This is a genomic window from Photobacterium lipolyticum, assembly GCF_003026475.1.
Lineage (GTDB): Bacteria > Pseudomonadota > Gammaproteobacteria > Enterobacterales > Vibrionaceae > Photobacterium > Photobacterium lipolyticum.
Genome location: NZ_PYMC01000001.1, coordinates 222,740 through 248,392 on the forward strand (window position 1 = coordinate 222,740; position 25,653 = coordinate 248,392).

General features: G+C 45.9%; 20 protein-coding genes. 8 read left to right on the forward strand and 12 right to left on the reverse strand.

Annotated features, from left to right (window positions below; genetic code table 11):
• The first annotated feature begins 132 nt into the window (after positions 1–132).
• From C9I89_RS00915 to C9I89_RS00925, 3 genes are all read left to right on the forward strand, one after another.
• Positions 133–1,815, forward strand: a complete 1,683-nt coding sequence (locus C9I89_RS00915) for an aspartate:alanine antiporter (RefSeq protein ID WP_107281463.1) — start codon at positions 133–135, stop codon at positions 1,813–1,815.
• Between the two features lie 153 nt (positions 1,816–1,968).
• Positions 1,969–2,643 (forward strand): response regulator, encoded by a 675-nt coding sequence (locus C9I89_RS00920; RefSeq protein WP_107281464.1) that lies wholly within the window; start codon positions 1,969–1,971, stop codon positions 2,641–2,643.
• A complete protein-coding gene (locus tag C9I89_RS00925) occupies positions 2,640–3,983 on the forward strand; it encodes an ATP-binding protein (protein WP_107281465.1) in 1,344 nt (447 codons plus the stop codon). Before C9I89_RS00920 ends, C9I89_RS00925 begins: the two co-directional genes overlap by 4 nt.
• A 143-nt stretch (positions 3,984–4,126) precedes the next feature.
• Here C9I89_RS00925 and fabV read toward each other — a convergent pair whose 3' ends face one another.
• The 5 genes from fabV to C9I89_RS00955 all read right to left on the reverse strand — a co-directional run bounded on the left by fabV (position 4,127) and on the right by C9I89_RS00955 (position 12,508).
• Positions 4,127–5,329: an enoyl-ACP reductase FabV gene (gene fabV / locus C9I89_RS00930; RefSeq protein ID WP_107281466.1), complete on the reverse strand. Its 1,203-nt coding sequence runs from the start codon at positions 5,327–5,329 to the stop codon at positions 4,127–4,129.
• A 304-nt stretch (positions 5,330–5,633) separates the two neighbouring features.
• The gene (locus C9I89_RS00935) at positions 5,634–7,910 is read right to left on the reverse strand and encodes an acyl-CoA dehydrogenase (RefSeq protein WP_107281467.1); all 2,277 of its coding nucleotides are present in this window, start codon (positions 7,908–7,910) and stop codon (positions 5,634–5,636) included.
• 58 nt (positions 7,911–7,968) lie between these two features.
• Positions 7,969–8,643: a TetR family transcriptional repressor PsrA gene (gene psrA, locus C9I89_RS00940; RefSeq protein WP_107281468.1), complete on the reverse strand. Its 675-nt coding sequence runs from the start codon at positions 8,641–8,643 to the stop codon at positions 7,969–7,971.
• A gap of 503 nt (positions 8,644–9,146) precedes the next feature.
• Positions 9,147–10,271: a M20 family metallopeptidase gene (locus C9I89_RS00945; RefSeq protein WP_107281469.1), complete on the reverse strand. Its 1,125-nt coding sequence runs from the start codon at positions 10,269–10,271 to the stop codon at positions 9,147–9,149.
• Positions 10,272–11,620: 1,349 nt separating this feature from the next.
• Positions 11,621–12,508, reverse strand: a complete 888-nt coding sequence (locus tag C9I89_RS00955) for an SDR family oxidoreductase (protein WP_107281471.1) — start codon at positions 12,506–12,508, stop codon at positions 11,621–11,623.
• Between the two features lie 420 nt (positions 12,509–12,928).
• On the opposite strand from C9I89_RS00955, the gene C9I89_RS00960 reads away from it, so the two are divergent.
• Complete coding sequence (locus C9I89_RS00960) at positions 12,929–13,783, forward strand: MurR/RpiR family transcriptional regulator (RefSeq protein WP_107281472.1); 855 nt, start codon at positions 12,929–12,931, stop codon at positions 13,781–13,783.
• Between the two features lie 364 nt (positions 13,784–14,147).
• The gene (pyk, locus tag C9I89_RS00965; protein ID WP_107281473.1) at positions 14,148–15,593 is read left to right on the forward strand and encodes a pyruvate kinase; all 1,446 of its coding nucleotides are present in this window, start codon (positions 14,148–14,150) and stop codon (positions 15,591–15,593) included.
• 135 nt (positions 15,594–15,728) lie between these two features.
• Here pyk and rimJ read toward each other — a convergent pair whose 3' ends face one another.
• A complete protein-coding gene (rimJ, locus tag C9I89_RS00970) occupies positions 15,729–16,313 on the reverse strand; it encodes a ribosomal protein S5-alanine N-acetyltransferase (RefSeq protein ID WP_107281474.1) in 585 nt (194 codons plus the stop codon).
• Positions 16,314–16,334: 21 nt separating this feature from the next.
• Here rimJ and C9I89_RS00975 point away from each other — a divergent pair, with 21 nt between their 5' ends.
• A complete protein-coding gene (locus C9I89_RS00975; RefSeq protein WP_107281834.1) occupies positions 16,335–16,820 on the forward strand; it encodes a methylated-DNA--[protein]-cysteine S-methyltransferase in 486 nt (161 codons plus the stop codon).
• Positions 16,821–16,840: 20 nt separating this feature from the next.
• On the opposite strand, the gene tyrR is transcribed toward C9I89_RS00975, so the two are convergent.
• From tyrR to pspA, 6 genes are all read right to left on the reverse strand, one after another.
• Positions 16,841–18,376: a transcriptional regulator TyrR gene (gene tyrR / locus C9I89_RS00980; protein ID WP_107281475.1), complete on the reverse strand. Its 1,536-nt coding sequence runs from the start codon at positions 18,374–18,376 to the stop codon at positions 16,841–16,843.
• 316 nt (positions 18,377–18,692) lie between these two features.
• A complete protein-coding gene (locus C9I89_RS00985) occupies positions 18,693–19,763 on the reverse strand; it encodes a YcjF family protein (RefSeq protein ID WP_107281476.1) in 1,071 nt (356 codons plus the stop codon).
• On the reverse strand, positions 19,760–21,157 hold the full coding sequence (locus C9I89_RS00990; RefSeq protein WP_107281477.1) for a YcjX family GTP-binding protein: 1,398 nt from the start codon (positions 21,155–21,157) through the stop codon (positions 19,760–19,762). Before C9I89_RS00990 ends, C9I89_RS00985 begins: the two co-directional genes overlap by 4 nt.
• 185 nt (positions 21,158–21,342) lie before the next feature.
• Entirely contained in the window at positions 21,343–21,729 is a 387-nt protein-coding gene (gene pspC / locus C9I89_RS00995; RefSeq protein ID WP_107281478.1) for an envelope stress response membrane protein PspC, read from the reverse strand.
• On the reverse strand, positions 21,726–21,956 hold the full coding sequence (gene pspB, locus C9I89_RS01000) for an envelope stress response membrane protein PspB (protein WP_107281479.1): 231 nt from the start codon (positions 21,954–21,956) through the stop codon (positions 21,726–21,728). The genes pspC and pspB overlap by 4 nt, the downstream gene beginning before the upstream one ends.
• Positions 21,957–22,032: 76 nt before the next feature.
• The gene (gene pspA, locus C9I89_RS01005) at positions 22,033–22,698 is read right to left on the reverse strand and encodes a phage shock protein PspA (protein ID WP_107281480.1); all 666 of its coding nucleotides are present in this window, start codon (positions 22,696–22,698) and stop codon (positions 22,033–22,035) included.
• Between the two features lie 197 nt (positions 22,699–22,895).
• Here pspA and pspF point away from each other — a divergent pair, with 197 nt between their 5' ends.
• Both pspF and sapA read left to right on the forward strand, forming a co-directional pair.
• Positions 22,896–23,915, forward strand: coding sequence for a phage shock protein operon transcriptional activator (gene pspF, locus C9I89_RS01010; protein WP_107281481.1), 1,020 nt, complete (start codon positions 22,896–22,898; stop codon positions 23,913–23,915).
• A 116-nt stretch (positions 23,916–24,031) separates the two neighbouring features.
• Positions 24,032–25,651 carry an ABC transporter substrate-binding protein SapA gene (sapA, locus tag C9I89_RS01015; RefSeq protein WP_107281482.1) on the forward strand — a complete coding sequence of 540 codons (1,620 nt, stop codon included), beginning with the start codon at positions 24,032–24,034 and terminating at the stop codon, positions 25,649–25,651.
• The last annotated feature ends 2 nt before the right edge of the window (positions 25,652–25,653 follow it).

Consider the following 25,653-nt stretch of genomic DNA (forward strand, 5'->3'; position numbering starts at 1 on the left):
GTATATTTTGCTCAGGCATCATTTCCTGTGAATTTTTTACACTGTTTTTACCTTTAATAGGTATAACAAACCTCTAAAATCAGCTAGAATTCCGGCACTTTTATCGCGCCTACCCTTCCCGGATATAATGTTGTGAATATCAACGTAGCAGCCCTTCTTCATCAGAATGATATTCTGTTGCTTTTTGTCGTTCTTGCCGTCGGTCTTAGTTTTGGTAAAATTCGAATAGCCAACATGCAAATTGGCAATTCAATTGGGGTATTGCTCACTGCCCTGTTGTTCGGAAATGCCGGATTTACCTTTAATACCGAAGCACTTAACATCGGTTTCATGCTGTTCATTTTCTGCGTTGGTATCGAAGCGGGGCCAAACTTTTTTGGTATTTTCTTCCGTGACGGTAAACATTATTTATTACTTGCTTTAGTGGTGTTGCTTTCGGCCATCACAATCACCATGACGATGGCTCATTACCTAAACCTTGATTTAGCTTTGGCAACCGGATTAATGGCAGGCTCTCTGACCGCAACACCTGTGTTGGTGGGTGCTAAAGATGCGCTTAATAGTGGCTTATCCGGGATCAGCGACGCCAGTACCATCCAACAAATGGTTGATAGTCTGAGTGTCGGTTATGCGATGTCTTACTTAGTTGGCTTGATTAGCCTGATTCTGCTTGCGAAGCTGATGCCGAAGCTACAAAAACAAGATCTGGCTGAATCATCACAGCAAATTGCCCGCGAGCGTGGGATTGGTGAAATTGCCCAACGGAAAGTCTATCTGCCCATTATCCGTGCTTACCGGGTTGGCCCGGAACTGATCAACTGGATTGACGGCAGAAACCTGCGCGAGCTGGGTATTTATCGCCAGACAGGTTGTTATATAGAACGTATTCGTCGTAACGGGATTTTGGCAAACCCTGATGGTGATGCGATCTTACAGGAAGGCGATGAGATCGCATTGGTTGGCTATCCTGACAGCCATGCCCGACTGGATCCGAGTTTCCGCAATGGTAAAGAAGTTTTCGACCGTGACCTTCTCGATTTACGTATTGTAGAAGAAGAAATCGTGGTTAAAAATGATAGCATTGCAGGAAAACGTTTATCCGATCTGAACCTGTCTGAATACGGGTGTTTCCTTAACCGAGTAGTCCGGGCGCAAATCGAAATGCCAATGGACCATAATATCCGACTCAATAAAGGGGATATCTTGCAGGTCAGTGGCGAAAAAAGCCGTGTTTTAGGCTTAGCTGAACGCATTGGCTTTATCTCCATTCACAGTCAAATCGCCGATTTGTTGGCTTTTTGCTGTTTTTTCATTGTTGGTTTACTGATCGGTACCATCACTATGGTCTTCGGCCATATTGCCTTTGGGCTAGGTAGCGCGGCAGGCCTGTTGCTTGCGGGGATTACCCTGGGCTTTTTACGAGCCAACCACCCTACTTTTGGTTATGTGCCGCAAGGCGCATTGAATATGGCCAAAGATTTGGGTTTGATGGTCTTTATGGTCGGTATTGGGTTAAGCGCGGGTTCTAATTTGCTTGAATCCATCACCCAGATTGGTCCGACTGTCTTTGTAACCAGTATTATGGTCAGCGTCATCCCAGTGGTGTTAGCCTATCTGTTCGGTGCCTATATCTTAAAAATGAACCGGGCTTTGCTTTTCGGCGCGATTATCGGTGCCCGCACCTGTGGCCCGGCAATGGACATGATTAACGAACATGCACGAAGCACTATTCCGGCCTTGGGTTATGCCGGTACCTATGCGATTGCCAACGTGCTGTTAACCATCGCAGGTACATTGATCATCATCCTGAACTAGCCGCTCTTCTTTTAAAGACGCTGAACTATCAAAGATCCCATTTGTTTTTGATCAGTCAGCGTCTATTCAGTCACATTGCCTACACTTATTGTCGCAAGCTCCCTCTCTATTAAGTATATTCAATAGATATATTTATCTTTGGTAATCAAAATTATGCGAATCCTAATTGTCGAAGATGATCAAATACTGAGTCATCATCTCAAATCCCAACTCAGTGAATTGGGTCATCAAATTCAATGTGCAGGCACAGCCGAAGAAGGCTTGTTTTTTGCGCAGAACTACCCCAATGATATTGCTATTGTCGACATCGGATTACCTGATCGCGATGGTATCAGTCTGATTAAAGACATGCGAAAAAAAGGATTACGACTACCCGTTCTGATCCTGACCGCCCGTTCAAACTGGCAAGATAAAGTCACCGGGCTTGAAGCCGGTGCTGACGACTACCTCGTCAAACCGTTCCAGAAAGAAGAAATGGTGGCTCGCCTGAGTGCCTTGGTGCGCCGCAGTGCCGGATTCGTGAAACCTGAAATGACCGCTGGTGACATCCGGGTAGACTTGTTAGCCAAGCAAGTCTTCGTAGGGGAAACACTACTTGAACTCACCGCCTTTGAATACGATTTGCTGGAATACCTGATGCGCCATAGCCGCCAGGTGGTCTCAAAACAGCGCCTGCTAGATGTACTTTATGAAGATCAGGAAGGCGATCCGAATACCATTGAGGTTATGATCAGCCGCTTGCGTAAAAAGTTCAGCAAAACAGGTCAGGAGAACCCGATTTCAACCATTCGTGGTCAGGGTTACATTTTCGAGTTACTCGCTCAATGAGGCGAATCCTGCAACCCCGATTACGTCGCCGGGTCTTAGTGACCTCGGTGGCCATTATCGTCCTGATCACATCCGCCCTGGCCGGGGTCATTAATCAGCTGTACACCCAAAGCTATATGGCTGGTTATTCATCTGAACTGGTGGCGCAAATGCCAATGGTGGTCGCTCAGCTAAACCGTGCCGGGTTGATCAAGGATGTGGACAGGTGGATTAAATCTGTTGACCCTTCAGATACCGACTATATGTCGGTTATGTGTGATGCTAACGATAATACAGTATGGCTTTCAGATGAAGCGAAAAAAGCTAATCTTTCAAATATTTGCGATTACTTGCCGGATGAAATAGCGACACCTACTTTAATAGAATCACCGAACAACACCAGCTATATTGCTTACAACCTGGGCCGGGAGCGTGAAGATGGCAGCATTTATCAACTGGTCGTTCTACGTTCAGGTGATGCCTTTGAATCGTCTCTGGCCAAATTACACAAACGCACGACCTTTTACCTTGGTTTGTTTGTCTTGATTGCCATTACCTTTCTGATTGCCGCATTCCACTGGAGTTTTCAGCCACTGCGAAAACTGGCTGTCCAGCTCGATGAGATGACAGATGCTAAACGAGATCGATTAGACAGCAATTATCCCATGGAGCTTCAGGATATTACTCTGGCTCTCAACCGATTGATCCGGATCAGTAACGACCAGAAAGGGCGTTATCGTCATGCCATGGACGATCTGGCACATAGCCTTAAAACCCGTTTGGCCGCAACCAATGCGTTGCTGGATGACAAGGATATCGCCCGCCATGAATTGAATCAGCGCGTGATGGAACAAATCAGTCAGATGGATGACCAGGTTCAGTATCAGCTAAAACGTGCAATGATGGGCCAGCAAGGCCTGCAGAAAGATAAAACGGAACTCAAACCTGCTATTGACAGTTTTGGCCGTATGCTGAGTAAGATTTATGGAGACAAGCAAGTACTCTTGCGCTGTCAGTTTTCCCCATCACTGAAACTGCCCGTTAACCGTGACGATTTAATGGAGTTACTCGGTAACTTATTAGAAAACGCCTATCGTTTCTGTATCAGCGAAGTGCGGGTAAACGTAAGCGAGCAAGACAATCACTTCCTGATCCGTATTGAAGATGACGGACCAGGGGTCAACCCAACAATGCGAGAAGCCATATTCCAGCGAGGCATTCGCGCCGATCAGCTCAATCCGGGGCAAGGTATCGGCCTGTCGGTCTGCCATGAAATCGTTGAGAGTTACCAAGGCAAGATCCATGTCGAAACGGCTAAGATTGAAGGTGCAGCGTTTGTTATTCGTTTACCTAAGCATTAAGTTCAGGAACAAGTAGCGAGTGAAGAGTAACAAGGGGCGAGGGAAGAGATTCTAGGTTCTAGAAACTCGTATCTCAACTCTCGCTTCTGGCCCATAAAAAAACCGCCGTTTGGCGGTTTTGTATTTCTTCTTGGAAAACCTGATTAGATAGTTTCCACATCAAACTCGACGAGCGGATTCACATCAGCGTCATAGTCAACAGACTCGATACCGAAACCAAACAGCTTCATGAACTCATCTTTATATTGCTGGTAATCGGCAACATCAAACAAGTTTTCATTGGTTACGGTAGGCCATAGCTCACGACAATGCTTCTGAATATCTTCACGCAGCTCCCAGTCATCCAGACGCAGACGATTGGCTTCATCAACTTCCGGTGCTGTGCCATCCGCTTTATACAAGCGCTGAGTGAACATACGATAAATTTGTTCCATGCAGCCTTCGTGAACACCTTCTTCACGCATCTTCTTGAAGACCATCGCGATGTACAGTGGCATTACCGGGATTGCAGAGCTAGCCTGTGTTACCACGCTCTTAAGTACAGCCACATTTGCTGAGCCGCCACTAGCAGACAGTTTACGGTTCAACTCTGTTGCAGCACGGTCAAGGTCCATCTTCGCTTTACCCAGAGCACCATGCCAGTAGATTGGCCAGGTAATTTCTGTTCCTATGTAGCTGTAAGCAACTGTCTTACAACCATCAGCCAGTACGCCAGCATCTGCCAGAGCATTGATCCAAAGCTCCCAGTCCTGACCACCCATAACGGTAACGGTATCAGCAACTTCCTGCTCGGTTGCAGGCTCTATGCTTGCTTCAATCAATACATCTTTGTTGGTATCAACAGCCGTCGCCGTATACGTTTCACCCATAGGTTTCAGGCATGAACGAACGACTTCGCCCGTTTCAGGCATTTTACGAACCGGTGATGCTAATGAGTACACCACCATATCAATCTGACCTAATTCTTCTTTGATCAGATCGATCGTTTTTTGTTTGGCTTCATGAGAGAAAGCATCACCGTTCAGGCTCTTCGCGTAAAGACCTTCTTCTTTCGCTAGTTTGTCAAACGCTGCTGAATTATACCAACCTGCCGTACCTGGTTTTTTCTCCGTACCTGGTTTTTCGAAGAACACGCCAATAGTCGCCGCACCGCCGCCAAATGCCGCAGCAATGCGGGAAGACAAGCCGTAACCACTGGAAGAACCGACAACCAGTACACGTTTCGGTGCGTTGGCGATTGGGCCTTGTGCTTTAGTATAAGCAATTTGCTCTTTGACGTTCTCTTCACAGCCCACCGGGTGTGTTGTTGTACAAATAAATCCACGAATTCTAGGTTTGATGATCATTTTCAACTTCCCTTACATAATTGACTGTAGGATAAAAGGTTACCGACAAATTCGCATTATTTTTATGCGCGAAAACGCTAAATATAGCAGTGGTTGGAGGTGTTATTGACGATTTTAGCCAAGTAATACTAATCGGGACAATTATCCCGATTGGTATATTGGCAACTTTTCGTGCGTTCTGCTCGAGTGCTATTCAGATCATTGCCGGCAAAAAAAGTGCCACGCAAATGCGTGGCACATGGGAAACACCAGGTTTATTCTTCCATTGTAGAGTGCTTATTGTCCTATTAAAGAACAATACCTCTTAAGCAGCCTTCCCTGGTTGTAGACTGCTCTTTTTGAAATGATCAGCAGCAAAGTTATCCACTTGAATCGCTTTTTGCCTGAGCTGTTCTGCATTGTCCATTTTTTCAACATCCTCTTCTGTGACGATGCCCGCACTCAGCGCAACCTGCAATTTTTCTGTTAAGGATGCTTTGCGTGGGATCTCACCCGCTTTTGCTGCCTTGGCCAATTTCCGTTCAATGTCTTTGACGTTATGCATCGCAATAAAAGCACGTTCCATGATGGCTACCGGATCCGATTCTTTCTCACCGACGTAGCACAAGCTAGTCAAACGTTCACGGTGTGCCCCTGGTGTCATTAGCAGTTCTGCAATTTTAACGGTGATATCATCACTTGGCGCTTTGTAGCGAATACCTAGCGGGAACAGCAGAACACGTAACATGCTGCCGACCCCTTTGCGAGGGAAGTTATTCAGCACACCATCAAATGCAACGCCACACTGATGCAAACAGTGTTGCAGCGCATAATGCACCATTGGTAAATCCTGCTGCTGGCGGCCTTCACCTTCAAAGCGCTTCAAGGTTGCCGATGCCAGATACAAATGACTCAGGACATCACCCAGTCGGGCTGACACTAATTCGCGACGCTTCAGCTCACCTCCCAGGCTTAGCATTGCGAAGTCAGCCGCTACCGCTAATGCACGGCTCATCCGTGATAGATGACGATAATAATCCGCCGTCTCACCGCTGACTGGCGCTGGGTTAAAGCGTGAGCCAGTAAAAGCATTGAGCATTGATTTCGCGACGTTGCCTGTCGCAAAACGGATGTGCTTAGACAATAAGCCATCAAACTCTTTTGCCCCTTGCTCGGCATCACCGTTTGCGGCCGCTTCCATCTCTTTTAAGACAAAGGGGTGGCACCGGGTCGCCCCCTGACCAAAAATCATCAGGTTACGAGTCAGAATGTTGGCACCTTCTACGGTGATTGCCACCGGTATGCCAAAATAGTGATGACCAAGATAATTCATTGGACCAAGCTGAATCGCCCGACCGGCATGAATATCCATTGAATCATTCAGTATCGTACGTGCCATTTCCGTCATGTGATATTTGGCAATCGCTGTCACAATTCCCGGAGTTTCACCCATATCCAGTGAGGTCGTCGTGAGCGTCCGTGACGCTTCAAGCATGTAGGTATAACCACCTATACGCCCCATCGCCTGGGCAACACCTTCAAAGTTACCGATCGACATACCAAACTGTCTACGCACATACGCATAAGCTCCTGTTGTACGTGCCGTCAGGTGACCTATAGCGGATCCTAATGCGGGGAGTGATATACCCCGCCCTGCTGACAGACATTCCACCAGCATGCGCCAGCCCCGACCCGCATATTCCTGGCCACCGATAACCCACTCCATCGGAATGAATACATCTTTACCGCGAGTCGGCCCGTTCATGAAGGCCATATTCAGCGGATCGTGACGCTCACCGATTTCCACCCCCCGGTGATCGGCCGGGATCAACGCACAGGTAATACCGATATCGACTTTATCGCCCAGCAGTCCATCGGGATCCTGCAATTTAAAAGCAAGGCCTAACACCGTCGCCACTGGGGCCAGTGTGATATAACGCTTATTCCAGCTTAGTTTAATACCCAGCACTTCTTGACCTTGGTATTCGCCGTAACAGACAACGCCCATGTCAGGAATGCCACCCGCATCAGAACCAGCTTCCGGGCCGGTCAGTGCAAAACATGGGACTTCTTCACCGTGAGCAAGACGAGGCAGCCAGTAATCTTTTTGCTCCTGAGTACCATAATGGGATAACAGTTCGCCCGGCCCCAATGAATTTGGCACCATCACCGAAACCGCAGCACTCAAGCTACGGGTTGCAATGCGAGTAACAATGGTCGAATTAGCCAACGCCGAAAAATTTAACCCACCATATTCTTTGCTGATAATCAGCGAGAAGAATTTTTCTTTACGTAGGTATTCCCAAACCTCAGGTGATAAGTCCTTATCTTCCTGAACAATCTGATGATCGTTCAGCATTTCAAGCAAGGTTTCTAGTTTGGTGTCGATAAATGTTTGCTCTTCATCCGTGAGCTTTGGCTTAGGGTAGTTCAGCAACGTATTCCAGTTCGGTGAACCGCTGAACAACTCACCATCCCACCAGACACTGCCAGCCTCCATCGCTTCACGCTCGGTTTCTGATAGTGGCGGCAGCACTTTTTTAAACATCTTAAAAGCGGGATCACTTATGTAGCGTTTACGCAAGTTGGTTAAAGTGCTCATTTTTCAGGTCCTTTTGTTTCATTTATCGTTATTATTTCATGTAGGTATACGTTTCTTTTTATTCCGTACCGGTTGACGTTGCGCCAACGAGAGACAAAGCTTGCTCTATCGGAGCCGAAACACCTGCTGCCAGATAAGGCATCAGACGGTCAATTAAGTCTTCTGTTTCCACTTTTCGTGAGAAGTCATTTTCAGCGATTTCACAAAGCGCAGTACTCGACGCCATGGTAAATACCGACGCCCCCAAGGTGAAATGCAATCGCCAGAATAGCGTTTCAGGGTCTAATGATGGATTTGCACGGCAAATCGCACTAGTAAACAGCGTTAGTACATCATCGTAGCGGGTCATAATAAACCAACGAAGGTGGCCCTGAACGTCGGTATAGCCACGGCCAATCAATGACATAAAAATAGTCGCCCCCTGATGGCGAAAATTATTCAATGAGATTAAAGGGCTTTTGAGACAGCGAAAGACATCTTCCATCGTGATTTCATCTCGGGTTAACAGCGCCTCCAGCTCATTCTTCAATGCCGGCATGAACTGTTCCAGGTAGCGGCTTAACACGGCTCTCACCAGTGTTTTCTTATCACCATAATGGTAATTAACAGACGCGAGATTAACGCCAGCTTTACTTGTTATAGTCCTTAAAGACGTTTCCTTGAATCCGTGCTCAGCAAATAGCAGCTCTGCAGCATCCAAAATTCGGCTCTTCGTTTCTCCTTTCCCCGCCATTTTCACTCACCCGTATTAAACACACGTTTAAACTTTACATCTCATTAATATTTTTAACAAGTGATGAGGAATCAAACAACGAGAATCCTGCGCCATAGACCCCGTAAAGATTTGAGAGTGTGATGATGATCGCTAATATGGAACGGTCGAGATAACGTGAAAGGTAGCTGTGTATGATTGGAAATATAATGATTCAATTTGCCATGAAATATCCCAAGAAAAATTAATGGGGATAAAGTCAATCGCCAATAGCTATATTTAAAGCCTTCGAGGTATGACTAAAAATAGGGCAGAAAAAAATGATAAATATCACATTTAATGGGAACAAAAAACGGGCTAGCGGGTCTTATATTATGCCACTGCTTTTTCTTAGAAGATTTTCTTCAGAACCCGTCCCCTTATGGAGATGGGTTTTTTTATTAGGCTTATACCGAATCCATTCATTATATGAACAAGCCCCGCACTGCGAGGCTTAGTCCGGCAACCACTTTATCCAACGAATACTACAAACGTTTTAACACCTGAGCCAATAGCTGAATACGCGGTTCAATAGAATCAATGAGCAAATATTCTTTGTCACTGTGGAAACCCGCGCCCATTGGCCCGAAACCATCAAGCGTCGGCGTACCAATTGCAGCCGTAAAGTTACCATCTGAACCACCACCGGCATCTTCCCAGCCATAGACAATATTTAACTTGTCCGCTTCTTCACTGACCAAACGGATCAGAGCTTCGGTGTCTGCACTTGGCTGCATGGAAGGTTTAAACGTCGCTCGATTGACCGTTACCCTCGCGCCCTTTTCAAAAGGTGCTTGAGCCATTTCGCGTAATCGACTATCAATCGTTTCTGCTTCATCAGTATTCCAGAACCGTAGATCAACAATGGCTTTGGCATAATCCGGCACCACATTCACAGCCATTCCGCCTTCGATAACACCGACATTCATCGTTGTTCCGGTTTCAAGATTAACCATGCCTTTAATTGCCAATGCCCATTGGCTCAGTTCATAGATAGCGGACACGCCTTCACTCAAGGCAGAGCCGGCATGAGAAGCAACGCCATGAAATTCAATTTCATACTTTGCGTTGCCTTTACGGGAACGAATTAAATTACCAGTCGGACGAGCAGCTTCACACACCAGTACCTGGCCGCTTTTACGAGCCATACTTTCCAGCCATTGGCGAGAATATATTGAACCAATTTCTTCGTCACAATTTAATACCACAACAATCGATAAACGTGCCAATTCATCCGACGTCAGAGCTTGCAGAGCATACCAAGCACTCAGGATGCCTGACTTCATATCTGTTGCACCCGGACCATATATTTTATGCTCATCGAAAGTCATTGGGCGCTCAGAGGCAGTACCAACCGGAAACACGGTATCCATATGGCCGCAGAGCATAACATCATAGAACTCGGCATCTGGCTTATTGGTAATTTCCAAGCAAGGGCCCGCTTTTTCATCCAGCTGATGACGAATCACGGTAAAGCCAATTTGCTCAAACATGGGTGTAAGAATGTCAGCGATTTGAGCAATCCCCTCAGGGGTATAACTACCGCAATCAACATTGACCAGTTGTTCTAGCTGTTTCAGATACGTTTTCAGGTCGAAATTCAGAGCCATTTTGCTCTCCTTTTATGCTTAAGAGGCCACGACTGACACGGTTAAAACATGAATGCAATGTGTCAGGCCACAAATATACCCATGCAACTTCAAAATGCGAGACTCACCATTTGGGAGTGGTTGGGGATACAGGCGAACAATGTGCCAGAGCCACATTCGTCGTACCCTGATTTAAATCATATCTTGCCGAAACAGCTTAGATAGTCATCGCAAAATCGTAGGAATAATATCCCCTAACATATCAAAACCTTAAAAAAAACGGGCAAAATTCGCACAATTCCTTTGAACTAACCCTAAAAAGACCTGTCTCAACTAGTGACATTAAGATTAGAGACATCTGTTTTTGTGAGCTGGCCGCCCTACAAAGCCTTCTCTTCTGTAATCGACAATGCCACTGCTGCTTAACTCCTTATTGTGTAAATAGAGCTTTGACTCGCTGACTATCAGCGAGTTTTTTTTATCCATTGATAGCCCCTTCTTGTGAACACCAAGGGACTTCGCCGTTATACCCAAACCACAAAAAAATGCGAGATTTAGAAGAAGTTTGGGTATCGCTTACATAAATGTTGAACCAATACAGATATCCGAAGTCATAACTAGTGACATTGATATTAATGGAGATAGCAGCCATGAGGTTCATTTTCATTAATCAGAGATGCCACTGCTGCTACAAACTCCTAATTGTTTTATGGAACATTCCGCCCGCTGAATTTCAGCGGGATTTTTTTATCTAAACACATTTTCTCCCCCCAGATCACAGCAACTAAAGCATGGTTTTGAGTAACAGAGCCACCAATGAAGAAAAAATCTGTTTTTTTAACATTTATTGGAACCTTCTTTGATCCCCAGAGTCATAATTAGTGACATTAAAATTAATGAAGATAGCAACCCAGACGGTTCATTTTCATTAATCAGAGATGCCACTGCTGCTAAACTCCTATTTGTTTGAATGAACATTCCTCCCGCTGGTTTTCAGCGGGATTTTTTTGCCTCAGACTCTTCAGCCCACATCAGACACACGTTTACACAGAGAGCAGCTCTTATCGATACCAACCAGAAATTTTCAAAAAAACGACTTGAGCTAAAGCTTTGATTTTGAGCAGCTCAGCCCCCCATTGAGAAATAATCCGTTTTATTTGAAATTTATTGGAACCTTCTCAGATCCCCATAGTCATAATTAGTGACATTAATATTAATGGCGATATCAACCTAGCGGTTTACTCTTCATTAATTTCAGATGCCACTACTGCTTTAATTCCTTATTGTGTATGGAACATTCCTCCCGTTGATTTTCAGCGGGATTTTTTTATCTGAAAGATAAGGGAAAAAAGAGCTGGGGACACACACAATCAATGGCCGTCAATCTCAGGAGAAAGGCCCATCAGATCATCATGCTGCAGTATTATATCCAATTCTCTACAGCTGTTATCAGCGTTTATCATCTTGCCGCCCGTCGAAGAGCCTGCCGTGAAAATGGGCTCCGGCAAACCGGCTTTCGATGCCATTGCTGTATAATATTGCTTTCGCGTGGGGTGTGACTTTGCAGCCAGATGCAAGACTTTTATGGCTGGCTGCTGATGTATAATACTATCAATAGCCTGGATACAGTCATCAAGGTAAACCAAGTTCACGGGCTCTTCACCTCCGCTCAGACCTTCTCTACCTGCTAAAAATTTAATCGGGTGACGACCCGGGCCAATCAACCCTGCCAGACGCAGTACGACCAAGTTGTCGCCCCAAGATTTTCGCAGTTGTTGTTCAATATAAAAATGTGCACGGCCCGATTCCGTATCAGGTTGAGGAATGGATGTTTCCAGTACCTCCCCTGTCAAACCACCGTACACGGAAGTTGTACTGACAAAAATCACCCGCTGGCATCCTGCTTGTTTTGCCGCATCAGAGAGCGATAAGATAGCTTCGACATACTGATGACCTGTCATCGTCTTCCGCCGCGGAGGAACATTTATCACCAGTACGTCAGTTTGAAAGAATTCAGTAAAGTCGCTTAACTGCTGAGCCCTCTGATGTTTTTGTTTATTTTTATTATTATCAAGCGTCTTTTCTTCCGCCCCACTCACGAAAGGAATTGTTATCGCAATACCATGAATTCCATATTGGAGAAGCTGGCTAGCCGATTCAGGCTGAGTTTTACTTCCGTACACCTCTATCCCTTTTGCAACTAAATATTTTGCTAATGGCAATCCTAACCAGCCACACCCACAAATACTCACTTTCATAAACAATAATCCTTAATCTCTCAAGCAAATAACTACCCACGGTATACCCTGACTATGCCAAAATGCTCAGGACTCGGCATTTTTAAAAGGTTTAGGTATATAACGTTGACTGAAACACCAACTACAACAAATGGCATTAAGTCATTACATTTATTTCGACCTGTAAATTAACTCCCTCCTGATGAAATTTAATAACAGAAATAACACCTAATTGACCTAAAAAAGAACGAATATTCAAAAAAAAATTTCAGAACTGAAAGAAAAAATTCGATCCCGGTCAAACTATAATAAAAAGAGAAACCAAGATTCGTAGAATAACTAGGAGCAAATCCATGAAAAGTAGTATAGTTTCAAAATAATTGGCTTCGTGAGAACGAAATGGCCTTTAATGAAATTCAGTAACGAAGCGCGGTAATCTCCATGAATACCCTAGAAAAGATTCAAAAAAATTTAGACAATTTCAGTAAGTCTGAACGTAAAGTTGCAGAAGTGATCATCGCTTCACCGCAAACGGCTATTCATTCTAGCATTGCGACTCTGGCTAAAATGGCCGACGTCAGTGAGCCGACAGTAAACCGTTTTTGTCGCCGTCTTGATACGAAGGGGTTCCCTGATTTTAAACTTCACTTAGCACAAAGTCTTGCCAATGGTACGCCTTATGTGAACCGTAATGTCGAAGAAGATGATGGCCCAGACGCTTATACAGCAAAGATTTTCGAATCGACAATGGCTTGCCTCGATGTGGCAAAAAACAGCATAGACCCAATGCAAATCAACCGTTCCGTTGATTTGCTGACCCAAGCAAAGAAAATTTCTTTCTTTGGCCTGGGGGCATCCGCTTCCGTGGCTCATGATGCACAAAATAAATTCTTCCGTTTCAATATCCCTATTGTTTGTTTTGATGACATCGTAATGCAACGTATGAGCGTCATTAACTGCACCGATGGTGACGTTGTCGTAATGATTTCTCACACCGGCCGTACTAAAAGCCTGGTAGAAATTGCTCATATGGCCCGTGAAAATGGCGCAACGGTTATCGGTATTACCGCAAAAGACTCTCCACTCGATCGTGAGTGTTCTTTATCTATTTGCTTAGATGTACCGGAAGACACTGATATTTATATGCCAATGGCAAGCCGTGTTGTACAAATGACCGTGATTGATGTGCTGGCTACCGGCTTCACTTTACGTCGCGGTGCTGGGTTTAGAGAAAACCTGAAACGCGTGAAAGAATCTTTAAAAGACTCCCGCTTTTCAAAAGAAAATACTCTGTAATTCAGACTCTCAGCCGTAAATCAAAAAGCATGAATAATCATTCATGCTTTTTTATGCCACCAACACCGCATCCCACAAAATATCTGCCCCCGCCATTTATACCCAAACCACCTCAATACCGCAGCTACACTTAAGCAAACGCTTAACGCGTTTACAGCATCCTTTATGGGCACTTGTGAATACAATGGCTCTTTTATTCATCAATTTTTCACGACACAAATGTATTTTTGTTTCAGTTTGTTGATAAAGAACAGCTGTTAGTGCCCTGTTTATGTAGTAAAATTTCAACCACATTCAGCGGCAAGTCAATTTTTGTGACCTCTCCCACTGAAATTGTCAGATTAAATAATAGATGGAGTTTCCAATGTCAGAAAGACTTAGACGTACAAAGATCGTAACGACCCTTGGTCCTGCTACCGACCGCGATAACAACCTTGAAAAAATTATCGCTGCAGGTGCAAACGTTGTTCGAATGAATTTCTCTCATGGTAGCCCTGAAGACCACATTCAGCGCACAAAAAAAGTACGTGAAATCGCCGCTAAACTTGGTAAACACGTTGCAATTCTTGGCGATTTGCAAGGTCCGAAAATCCGCGTTTCAACATTCAAAGAAGGTAAAATCCAGCTAGCTATCGGTGACAAATTCACTCTGGATAGCGATCTCCCTAAAGGTGAAGGCGATCAGAATTCGGTTGGTCTTGATTATAAAGAACTGCCAAAAGACGTTACTACCGGCGATATTCTTCTTCTTGATGATGGCCGTGTGCAGTTGAAAGTTATTGCTGTAGAAGGCAACAAAGTTCACACCGAAGTGACAGTGGCTGGCCCGCTTTCTAATAACAAGGGTATCAACAAGAAAGGTGGTGGCCTGTCAGCCGAAGCCCTGACAGACAAAGATAAAGCCGACATTCTTACTGCTGCGAAAATGGGTGTTGACTACCTTGCGGTCTCTTTCCCTCGCAACGGCGAAGACATGAAATATGCCCGCCGTCTGGCGACCGATGCTGGTCTGGAAGCTAAACTGGTTTCAAAGGTTGAACGTGCGGAAGCCGTTGCAACCACCGAAGCGATGGATGACATCATCATGGCATCTGACGTGGTTATGGTTGCTCGTGGTGATCTGGGTGTAGAAATTGGTGATCCAGAGTTAGTTGGCGTGCAGAAGAAGCTGATCCGTCGTGCTCGTAGCCTGAACCGTACGGTGATCACGGCAACTCAGATGATGGAGTCAATGATCACCAGCCCAATGCCAACACGCGCAGAAGTCATGGACGTGGCCAACGCCGTTCTTGATGGCACCGATGCGGTAATGCTTTCTGCTGAAACGGCTGCGGGCGACTTCCCGGTTGAAACCGTAGAGGCAATGGCAAGCGTATGTATTGGCGCAGAAAAAGAGCCAAGCATTAACATTTCTAACCACCGCCTGTCTCGTACTTTCTCATCTCCGGAAGAAACCATCGCAATGTCGACCATGTATGCTGCTAACCACATGGAAGGCGTTAAAGCGATGATCACGATGACAGAATCTGGCCGCACACCACTAATGATGTCTCGTATTTCTTCTGGTCTACCTGTCTTTGCAATGTCCCGCAATGAAAAGACCCTAAACCGTGCAGCACTATACCGTGGGGTAACACCGGTGTACTTTGATCGTGATAGCGATGCCGGCCTTGATGCCGCTAAGCACGCAATCGCCGTATTGAAAGACAAATGTTACTTAGTGAAAGGTGATCTGGTCATCGTCACTCAAGGTGATGTGATGGACACCGTTGGTTCAACGAACAACATGCGTATTCTGACAGTAGAATAAGATACTAGGCACTAGGCACTAGCCACTAGCCACTAGCCACTAGCCACTAGCCACTCGATACTCGATACTCGATACTCGATACTCGATACAGTTTAAAGAGGTTCGCTGTTACAGCAAGCCTCTTTTTTATTTCCATCATTTGTTTGGCGGCGTCCAGTCCGGATTTGTCTTTGCGGTCAGTACATGATCTTCCCATTGGCCATTTATCAACAGATAGTCTTTGGCCAGACCTTCTTTTTCAAATCCGAGCTCAGACAGCACCTTGCCGCTTTTTCTATTTCTCGGCATGTACCCCGCCATAATGCGATGGAAATGCCTCTCTTCAAACATCCATTGCACCACGGCATTCAACGAACGGCGCATAATACCTTGGCCCTGATATTCGTCACCCAGTGAGTAGCCAACATGGCAGGCATAGAAAGGATGCTTGATCAAATTACTAAAATTAATCACACCACAAATGTCGTCAGAACCCTGCTTTACGATCACAAAATAATAAGCTAAATGATGCTTTTGCAGCTCCGATAATTGGATCAGCCTTTTTTCCCATCCTTCTACCGAAAAGAAACCTTCTTCACGCAGCGGTTCCCAGGGCTGGAGAAATTGACGATTTTTTTGGTAATAAGCTGATATGCGTTGCGCATCTTTGGTACCAATCAAACGAATTTTAAGTTCATCAACCACTAATGTTGAAGAGCGGTTTATAATAGTATTAAACAAATTAGCCTCTTATAACATATGATGCATTACGACTGTCTAGATACCGTATTAGGAAAAATCTATCTGCTTGCTGATGACAAGGGGCTACGCCAATTGATTGTTGGCAGCGCCGGTTTTTGCCCCGATGAGAGTTGGGAACACAATCCCGATACAATGAAACCCTATATTAGCCAGCTAAAAGAGTACCTCGGTGGCAAGCGACGCACCTTCACTCTTCCGCTAGCGCCACAAGGTACCGCTTTTCAACAACAAGTCTGGCACTCTCTCACTGAGATACCATTCGGTCAAACCCGTAATTACCAACAAATAGCAAAAAAAATCGGTATGCCGCTTGCTGGCCAAGCGATTGGAATGGCAAAGAATGTCAATCCAATCCCGATAATCATTCCCTGCCACCGTGTTCGCAACGACAGTGATAGCTTATGTGGCTACCGGTATGGGCGCGAAATGGTGTCTCAGCTATTAGCGCTGGAATCAGGCCAGCTCTCTTTACTGAACAAAACTTAACCTGTAATTTTGAGCTTAGGCTATCGCTTCGTCAGACCGTATTCACGCAGCTTATTGGCCACCGCTGTATGAGACACTCCCAGTCGTTTTGCCAGCTTACGGGTTGATGGATAGCTGCGATAAAGGTTCGCCAGGATCCCCGACTCATAACGCTTCATGATTTCATCAAGTGAGCCGTCTAACGTCTCATCGCTGATGATAGTGGTCGACTCATTTTCGGGTAACTGCACATCGTCAACCGTTATTTCGGGCCCCTCGAGCTGAGTCATCGCCCGAAATAACACATTGCGAAGCTGTCGGATATTACCAGGCCACGCATACTGGCTGAGGTATTGCGCCAATTGTTCAGAAATCTGCGGCTTTGGCTGTTGTAACTCTTGTGCAAACTGGGCCAAAAACAACTCTGCCAAAGGTACAATATCTGCGGTGCGCTCTCGCAACGACGGGACAACCAACGCTAGCACATTCAATCGATAATAAAGATCTTCCCGAAAATCACCCGCAGCGACTAGGTCTGGCAGTTTTTTCTGGGTTGAGCAAATCACCCGAACATCAACTTTAATCTCTTCTTCTTCACCGACCCGGCGGAATGTACCGTCTTGCAAAAAACGCAGTAGCTTAATTTGCAGGTGAGGCGACATTTCACCGATCTCATACAAGAAAACAGTGCCACCAGCTGCTTGCTCAAAAATACCTTTCTTACCGGGCTCATGGTGATCACCCGCAAAACCGAACAACTCGGTTTCCGCGGCATTATCTGGCATAGAGACACAGTTAACCACGAGAAAAGGCTGCTCTCTACGTATCGAACGCTGGTGACAGGCGCGCGCCAGCATCTCTTTCCCGGTCCCTGTTTCCCCCTGGATCAGTAAAGGAGCATCCAGCAATGCCAGTTTTTTCGCTTGAGCAAGCAAATGCTTGAAGCGGGAAGACTGCCCGACTAAATGCTCAAAACCGTTATCTCCACTGAATTTGCGCATTGCGATCGGCATTTTCGCCTCAGACAGAGATTTAAGCAGGATCACGGCACTGGCTAATACCGGCTCTTCACTCTCATCAGCCACATATACAGGCATGACTTCCATCAGATAATCAAGGCCTGAAATCACTACCATTTCACTGCGTTTTTTAGCACCCTCTTTTTCCAACCAGCGACTATAGTTGAAGCCTAGGATCACCTGGATGCTTTCACCTAACAAATCATGACTGGATTTCCCCATCAGGTGTTCAGCCGCTTCGTTGGCAAGATCAACCTTTCCGCTGAGGTTGATCGAGAAAAAAGGATCCGGCAGGGTCTGCAAAAGTGCCTTTAGTTCTTTATGTTCCCGTTCACTGGGCATAAACTGAATTTTACGAACATCGGTTACACCATCTAACTGACGAATTTGCGACATGAGCTGACTAAATTGCTCAAACTCAATCTCTGGACAATTGAGATAAATTATCCCGATGCGGTCAATCTCAATCCCCCTAAGGTTAATCTCCTGGCTGGTTAATATATCCAGCAGTTCTCGGGTTATTCCAAGCCGGTCTTCGCAATTGACTTGTAACCTCATATCGTGCGCCTTCTCGTTTCAACGTTCGGTTTGTGCTCAACAGCTGACATACTCTGGGTGGATCAGAAAATTATACTGTTTGATCTGTTAATGTGTCAGGAATAGTTGACACTATTAAAGTGTGCGACGAAGCTGAATTTGAGTCAAGTCACTGATGTAACATGATGAGAGGTGGAACAATCATAGACTGTACGTACGACCGTTCTCTGACCAATACGAAGCAGAGATAATCTGATCATTCGAACCACGTCGAGAAGTTCAGAGCATCACATCTTGACGTGGTTGAGATATATTCGCTGATTAACCCGTTACAGTTTTATTCACTGCCACCGGATGGTTTTCGTGTCAGTTGCGCTAACAAGTCACGGCGAATTTCACCCAGCCTTGGTTGCTGCTCAGGCTGCCAGGGTAATGGGCGCATTAAACCCATGGCCTTCAGGCCTAATCGTCCGGTAAGTAAACCCACACCAACCCCTTGTGCAACCCGTGTTGACATTCGTCCGGCCAAATCCATTGAGAGCATGTCCATTCCAGTATCTGCAATGACTTCTGTTGCCCCGGCAAATGCCATATTTGCCAGTACCAGTTTTACCAATTTAATACGTGACCAATAGCCAAGTTCGACACCATAAACGGCTGAGATTTGCTCGATTAATTTAAAATTACGCCATGCCACCAGCAACATATCTGCTATTGCTAACGGGCTAAGCGCAACCATGACAGAGGCTTCACTCGAATATTTCGCCACTAAACGTCGCGCTAACTTATCCTGATGGCAGAGTACCAGCTGATCATAGAGCTCCAGCACTTCTCGATCATTGTGTGTCGCCGCAAGTGCCTGTACCCAGCGATCATAGCCGACATGTTCATCCCTGATGTCGCTTTGTTTTGCCAACTTCATGCAAAACGCTTTGCCCTGACCGATACCGTCGGCCTCTAATAATGCCTGAGCCTGATCTCGCTCTGTTTGTCGTTGTTTCAGTCGGCGCAACTTCAGCAACTCTCGCCCTAGCGCGATCATACCGGTCGCAGCCACAGCCGCGACAATACCACTCCATCCCAGCGCTAACCAGTCACTGCCTTGGTACGCTGACACAACATAATCAACAGTCTGCCAACCCGTCATAGCTGCCCCCGCAATTAACAGGCCTTTCAGCCAGCCAGTGCCGCGCTTAGGTTTACTGGCAAGGGTTTGCGAAAGCTGTTCTTCAACATCATGGTCAACTTTAACGTCAGGTAAAAATCCATTTTCTTCGGCAAACTGCATCTGACTGGTAAGTTCGCTTTCTGGCTTATTACGTTCGTTGTCTGGCTGAGTAAATTTACTTGCCACGGATGCCTGGTCTGGTTCATCAAACAAGATCTTGTTTTTATAGGATTCACTCATTTCAATTTATCTCCAAGCAGATACTCTAAGGCTTTATCCATTCTGATATGGGGTAATGGCTCGTCACTCTGCAGTGCCAGCGGTCGAAAATTCACAAAATCGAACCCATTGTTTTGCCAGAAACTCTCATTTGGCAAACGTCGTGGCACCTCGCCAGGAAACAGGGTTTGCACCTGACCATTTAAGGTATGCCCCCGCAAAGCGGGCATTTGCTCACCTTTATAAGCGACAAATCCCGGCTCAGTTGCCTGAATTGATGAAAGACTGACACAATCCATCTTAATCCCTTCAAATGAAGCCGTATGCCAGGCTTCATTGACTAATTGCTGTAACAGGCTCACTAGATTGGGATGCTGCTCTGCCGTCACATGATCAGCTTTGGTCGCCGCAAATAACACTTTATCAATGCGTGGTGAAAACAAACGGCGCAATAACGAACTGCGCCCGTATTTAAAGCTCTGCATCAGCTGATCAAGCGCCTGTCGCATATCGTTAAACGATTCAGGGCCACCATTTAGCGGTTGCAGACAGTCCACCAGAATGATCTGCCGATCGAATGTAGAGAAATGCTCCCGATAGAAGGCTTTCACTACATGTTGCTGATAATACTTATAGCGGTCTTTCAACATTGCAAGGTTGCTGTGTTCATCGGCCTGTTGCAGCTGTGCATCGGTGTATTTATCCGCCCAGACAAACGGGAAAAACTGCAGTACCGGTGCCCCGGCAAGCTCACCGGGCAACACAAAACGTCCCGGCTGCACCCAATGTAAGCCTCCCTCAGCTTTGCACTTGAACAGATAATCGGTGAATGCTGCTGAGAGGCGCTCGATCAAGGCTTCATCTGCCGGAGCAAGTGGATCGAAGCCATCCCTTTGCGCCAGCCAATCTTGAGCCAGCGTCAGGCGTTTTCCCTTCAGTAGCTGTGCTTGCTGGCGAGACCAGGTGAGGAAATCCAGGTTCAGTAAGGGTAAATCAAGTAACCACTCTCCCGGATAATCAACAATATCAAGATATAACGTTGCCGTTTCCTGCAGTAGCTTCATCGGCCCCTTTTGCGGTTTATACCTGAGTGCCAAACGGGTCTGACTGACATCACGAGTAGGCTCTGGCCAGCTCGGGGGCGAAGAGAGTAAAGCATTCATTCCTTCATCATAAGCAAACTTAGGCACATGCATATCTAGCTGAGGAACACGCTTAGATCCCAGCAAGTTACCATCACGAACAGCGGAAAAAAGAGGCAAGCGCGGGTTAGTGCTTACATGCAGGAGCTGATTGACAAGAGAAGTAATAAACGCCGTTTTACCGGCTCGGGATAACCCTGTCACCGCCAGACGGACATGGCGGTCTAAACTACGATTCACTAATTTGTTCAGCTCGCTACTAATTCGATTCATACTCTTTCCTGCGTTATTCAAAGACTGCTCTTAACCACTTATACCGCAACGAATATTAACGGGTGATGAATATCCGATTCAGCTATTTATAGCAAAATGAAGGCCAAACCAAAGACCAAAAAGCAGGCCGAGAGCCTGCTTCTATACTTCATCGTTGCTCGACCACCGTTGCTTAATCGTATGCGCTAGAGGTTTTTAAATTCACGCGCCACTTTAAAAGCCGATGAAGTCACATACGCTTCCATTTTGCGCAAGTTTTTCTCCATGCTATTCAACTCAGCTTCCACGCTCTCCAGTACTTGCTCTGGCGGTCTTCCTGCCTGCCACGGCTTTTGTTTCACATTATGTTCTTTGTAAATATTTTGCTGCTGGTGACGCTCTTCAGGCATTTTATCTAAGATCAGACAAGCAGCAATATAAGCCAACGTAACAAAAAAACCACCTCCGAACAAAAAGGCGGATACCGTTAATATCCGCACCAGCCAAATTTCAACACCGAAATATTCGGCAAGACCTGCGCACACCCCACCCAGTTTGCCGTTCTTCGGATCGCGATATAGGATTTTACTCATGGCCTTTGCCTCCATTGCGGCGCTTCGGCATCAAGAATACGCTCGAGCGTCACGATACGGTCCTGCATCTGTTCTGCGCGGGAGACTAACGCCTGTAACTTTTCTTGATCTTCACCAGACAAACCTTGTCCCACATTCCGCTTACTGCGGTAGTGAAGAATAAGCCACAGCGGTGCAACAAATATTAAGAACACCATAATTGGACCAACAATAAAACCCATAGACATTTGTTCTCTCCTTTTTCCCGCAGAATCAGTCTGTTATTCGCTGTGATTATTCTTGTAGCCGTTTAACTCACCGCTATTATTCTTTATCTTTAATGTTCGCTTTCATTCGAGCCAGTTCTTTCTCGATCTCATCCTGAGCTTGAAGGTTGGCAAACTCATCTTCTAAGTTTTTGCCACGCCCCAGGCTATAACTGTCGGCTTCTGCTTCTACTTCATCAATACGACGTTCGTATTGCTCGAATTTCGACAATGCTTCATCCACTTTACCGGTATCAAGCTGACGACGAACATCACGACGGTTACCTGCCGCTTTATGACGCATCACCAACGCCTGCTGACGAGCACGAGTTTCTTGCAGCTTAGTTTCAAGCTCGGCAACTTCACCGCTTAGCTTATCAATGGTTTCTTCAACCAACTTATATTCTTCATTCAGTGTTAGCGCCACATCACTGATTTTTTGCTTTTCAATCAAGGCTGCACGGGCCAAATCTTCACGGCCTTTTTGCAGTGCCAGGCTCGCTTTTTGCTGCCAGTCATCTGTTTGTGCTTCAATTGCATTTATACGGCGTTGCAGCTCCTTCTTATCAGCCAAAGCACGAGCTGATGTGGTACGTACTTCAACGAGTGTGTCTTCCATTTCCTGAATGATCAGACGGATCATCTTCTGCGGATCTTCAGCTTTATCAAGCAATGAGTTTACATTTGCATTTACAATGTCTGCGAAGCGAGAAAAAATACCCATAATCAAACTCCTTAGTTAAACCCGCCGCTGTTTAAGCTTCTGGCTGGTTTTTTATTTACTAACTTAATAACACACCATAAATATATCAAGTACTGTGCCAGTTTATTGTTAAATAAAAATCATACACTTAGCTTTACAGTTCAGTAAATAGACTGTTATTGTGTGGGGACACACGCCAATATTTAGCGAGATTGACCATGCGTAAGGCAGATAATTTAATCGGTGAATCAGAAGCGTTTCTTTCTGTACTTGATCAGACCTCCCGGCTTGCTCCTTTAGATCGTCCTATTCTTATTCTTGGTGAAAGAGGGACGGGGAAAGAACTGATTGCACAACGTATTCATTATTTATCACGCCGCTGGGATCAACCGCTGATCACCTTAAATTGCGCAGCACTGAGCGAAGGGATCATCGACTCTGAGCTTTTTGGCCATGAAGCTGGCGCATTTACAGGCGCAAAAGGCCGTCATCAGGGACGATTTGAACGAGCTGAAGACGGAACACTCTTTCTTGATGAGCTAGCTACGGCTCCTCTTGGCGTGCAAGAAAAACTATTAAGGGTGATCGAATATGGCGAATATGAGCGCGTGGGAGGCAGTAAAACCTTTCAGGCCAATGTCCGTTTAATTTGCGCAACCAACGCTGATTTACCGCAATTAGCCCGAGACGGTACGTTCCGCGCCGATCTGCTTGACCGCTTGGCGTTTGATATTATTCACCTTCCGCCATTACGTGAACGCCAGGAAGATATTCTCCCACTGGCTGAATATTATGCCGTACGTATGTGTCGAGAGTTAGGTTTTAGTTATTTCGCTGGCTTTTCATCTGATGCCAAGAATGAATTACTTCATTACCGCTGGCCCGGTAATATTCGGGAGCTAAAGAATGTGGTCGAACGTTCGGTGTTTCGTCACAGTATTGAGGATGAACCGGTTAGCGAAATCATTGTTGATCCTTTTCATGCCCCTTGGCACACCAAACCGGCGAATAGTGAACAGAGCGAAACCGTGTTACCGGGTGGCTCAGCTACCGATATTTGCTTTCCTGTCGACCTGCGCCAGTGGCAGCAAGATCAAGAGATCGGCATTATACGTAACGCATTGGATCAAGCTAAATTTAATCAGCGAAAAGCCGCTGAACTGTTGGGATTAAGCTACCATCAACTAAGGGGTTTACTGCGTAAATACCAATTAGTCGGTGGCAGTCTTGATGATTAATACTAATGATCAGCACCAAAATGCTATAAATAAACAGTTATTAAGGATGATTGCTTGGTGACAGTGATGGAAAATGTTAAATTTACTCACTTGTTTTCAATAAATTCCTTTTCAATATGAGTGCCTATTCTCGTCTGCTCCTTGCGTGTTTCAGCCTTTTGGGTTTGCTGGGGTGCAGTGAACCTCAACAAGATAGCAATACTCGTAACCGTGGCTTTGTCTATTGCGGACAAGACACACCGACGACGTTCAACCCACAATTAACCGATGGCGGACTTACTGTCGATACCCTGGCAGCACAAATCTTCGATCGTCTGTTGTTGTTAGATCCCGTCAGCCACCAGCCGCTGCCAGGTCTCGCTCGCAGCTGGTCAATCAGTGATGATGGGCTTGAGTATACTTTTAGTCTGCGTAAAGGGATTGAGTTTCAGTCTACAGACTGGTTTAAGCCAAGCCGCCAGCTCAACGCGCAAGACGTCATATTCAGTTTCAAGCGGGTGATTGAGCCCAACCACCCTTTTCACACGGTGTCTGGAGGCCGTTACCCTTGGTTTGAAAGTCTCGATTTTAGTCATCTGATTGAAGATATTCAGGCGCTGGATTCACACACCGTAAAATTCACTCTGATTCGGCCGGATAATTCCTTCCTATCAAACCTCGCAACCAGCTATGCCGTCATTTATTCGCAGGAATATGGCCAGCAGCTGTTTAAAGCCGGTAAGCTCAACCAGCTTGACATGAATCCGATTGGTACCGGACCTTTTTATCTTGATCAATACATCCCGAATGACTTGATCCGCCTTAAGCGCCACTGGGGATACTGGCAAGGTGCCGCACCAATGGAGCAGGTGGTATTTGATATTTCCTCTCGCGGCACTGGCACGTTAGCCAAACTGTTAAGCCATGAGTGTGATGTTCTGTCTTCCCCGCTTGCCAGCCAGTTACCGGTTATCACTGATAACCCGGATTTTGAATTAATGGCTCAGACAGGGATGAATGTGGCTTTTCTTGCTATCAATAACAACAAGCCTGTGCTGCAAGACTTAAAAGTACGAAAAGCCATCAGCTTGGCAATAAACCGTGAAAACCTGCTGAACTCTGTGTATTACGGTACCGGCACCAAAGCCAAAAGCCTGTTACCTCCGTTGTCGTGGGCCTACAACCATAATAGCCAGCCTCTGGATTTTTCACCGGAGCAAGCGTTAGCCCTACTGAAAGAAGCTGGCTATGACAAAAACCTGAATTTAACCATGAGGGTAGCTCTTGAACCCCGCCCTTATAACCCCAGCCCGAGAAAGACGGCCGAGCTGATCCAGGCTGATCTTAATGCCGTCGGTATTCAGGTCAGCGTCTCGCATCAGGAAAAGCGGGATCGCATCAGTATCGGTGACACGAACGGTTTCGATCTGATTTTAACGGGCTGGATTGCCGATAATGGTGATCCGGATAACTTCCTCCGTCCGTTGTTATCATGTAATGCCAAACAAGCGGGTTTAAACGTCGCGAATTGGTGTGACCTGAGATTTGATAACCTGCTTGAGCTTGCCTTACGTACCACTAAGATCGATCAGCGTTTGAATTATTACCAACTTGCCCAGGACGTACTGGATGAACAAGTACCGATCATTCCACTAGCACATGGTGTGCACTTTCAGGTTCACCATAAGTCATTAGGTGGATTACAGATGAGTCCGTTTGGCACTCGCTCTTTCTCAAGCGTTTATCGAAGCGAGTAGAA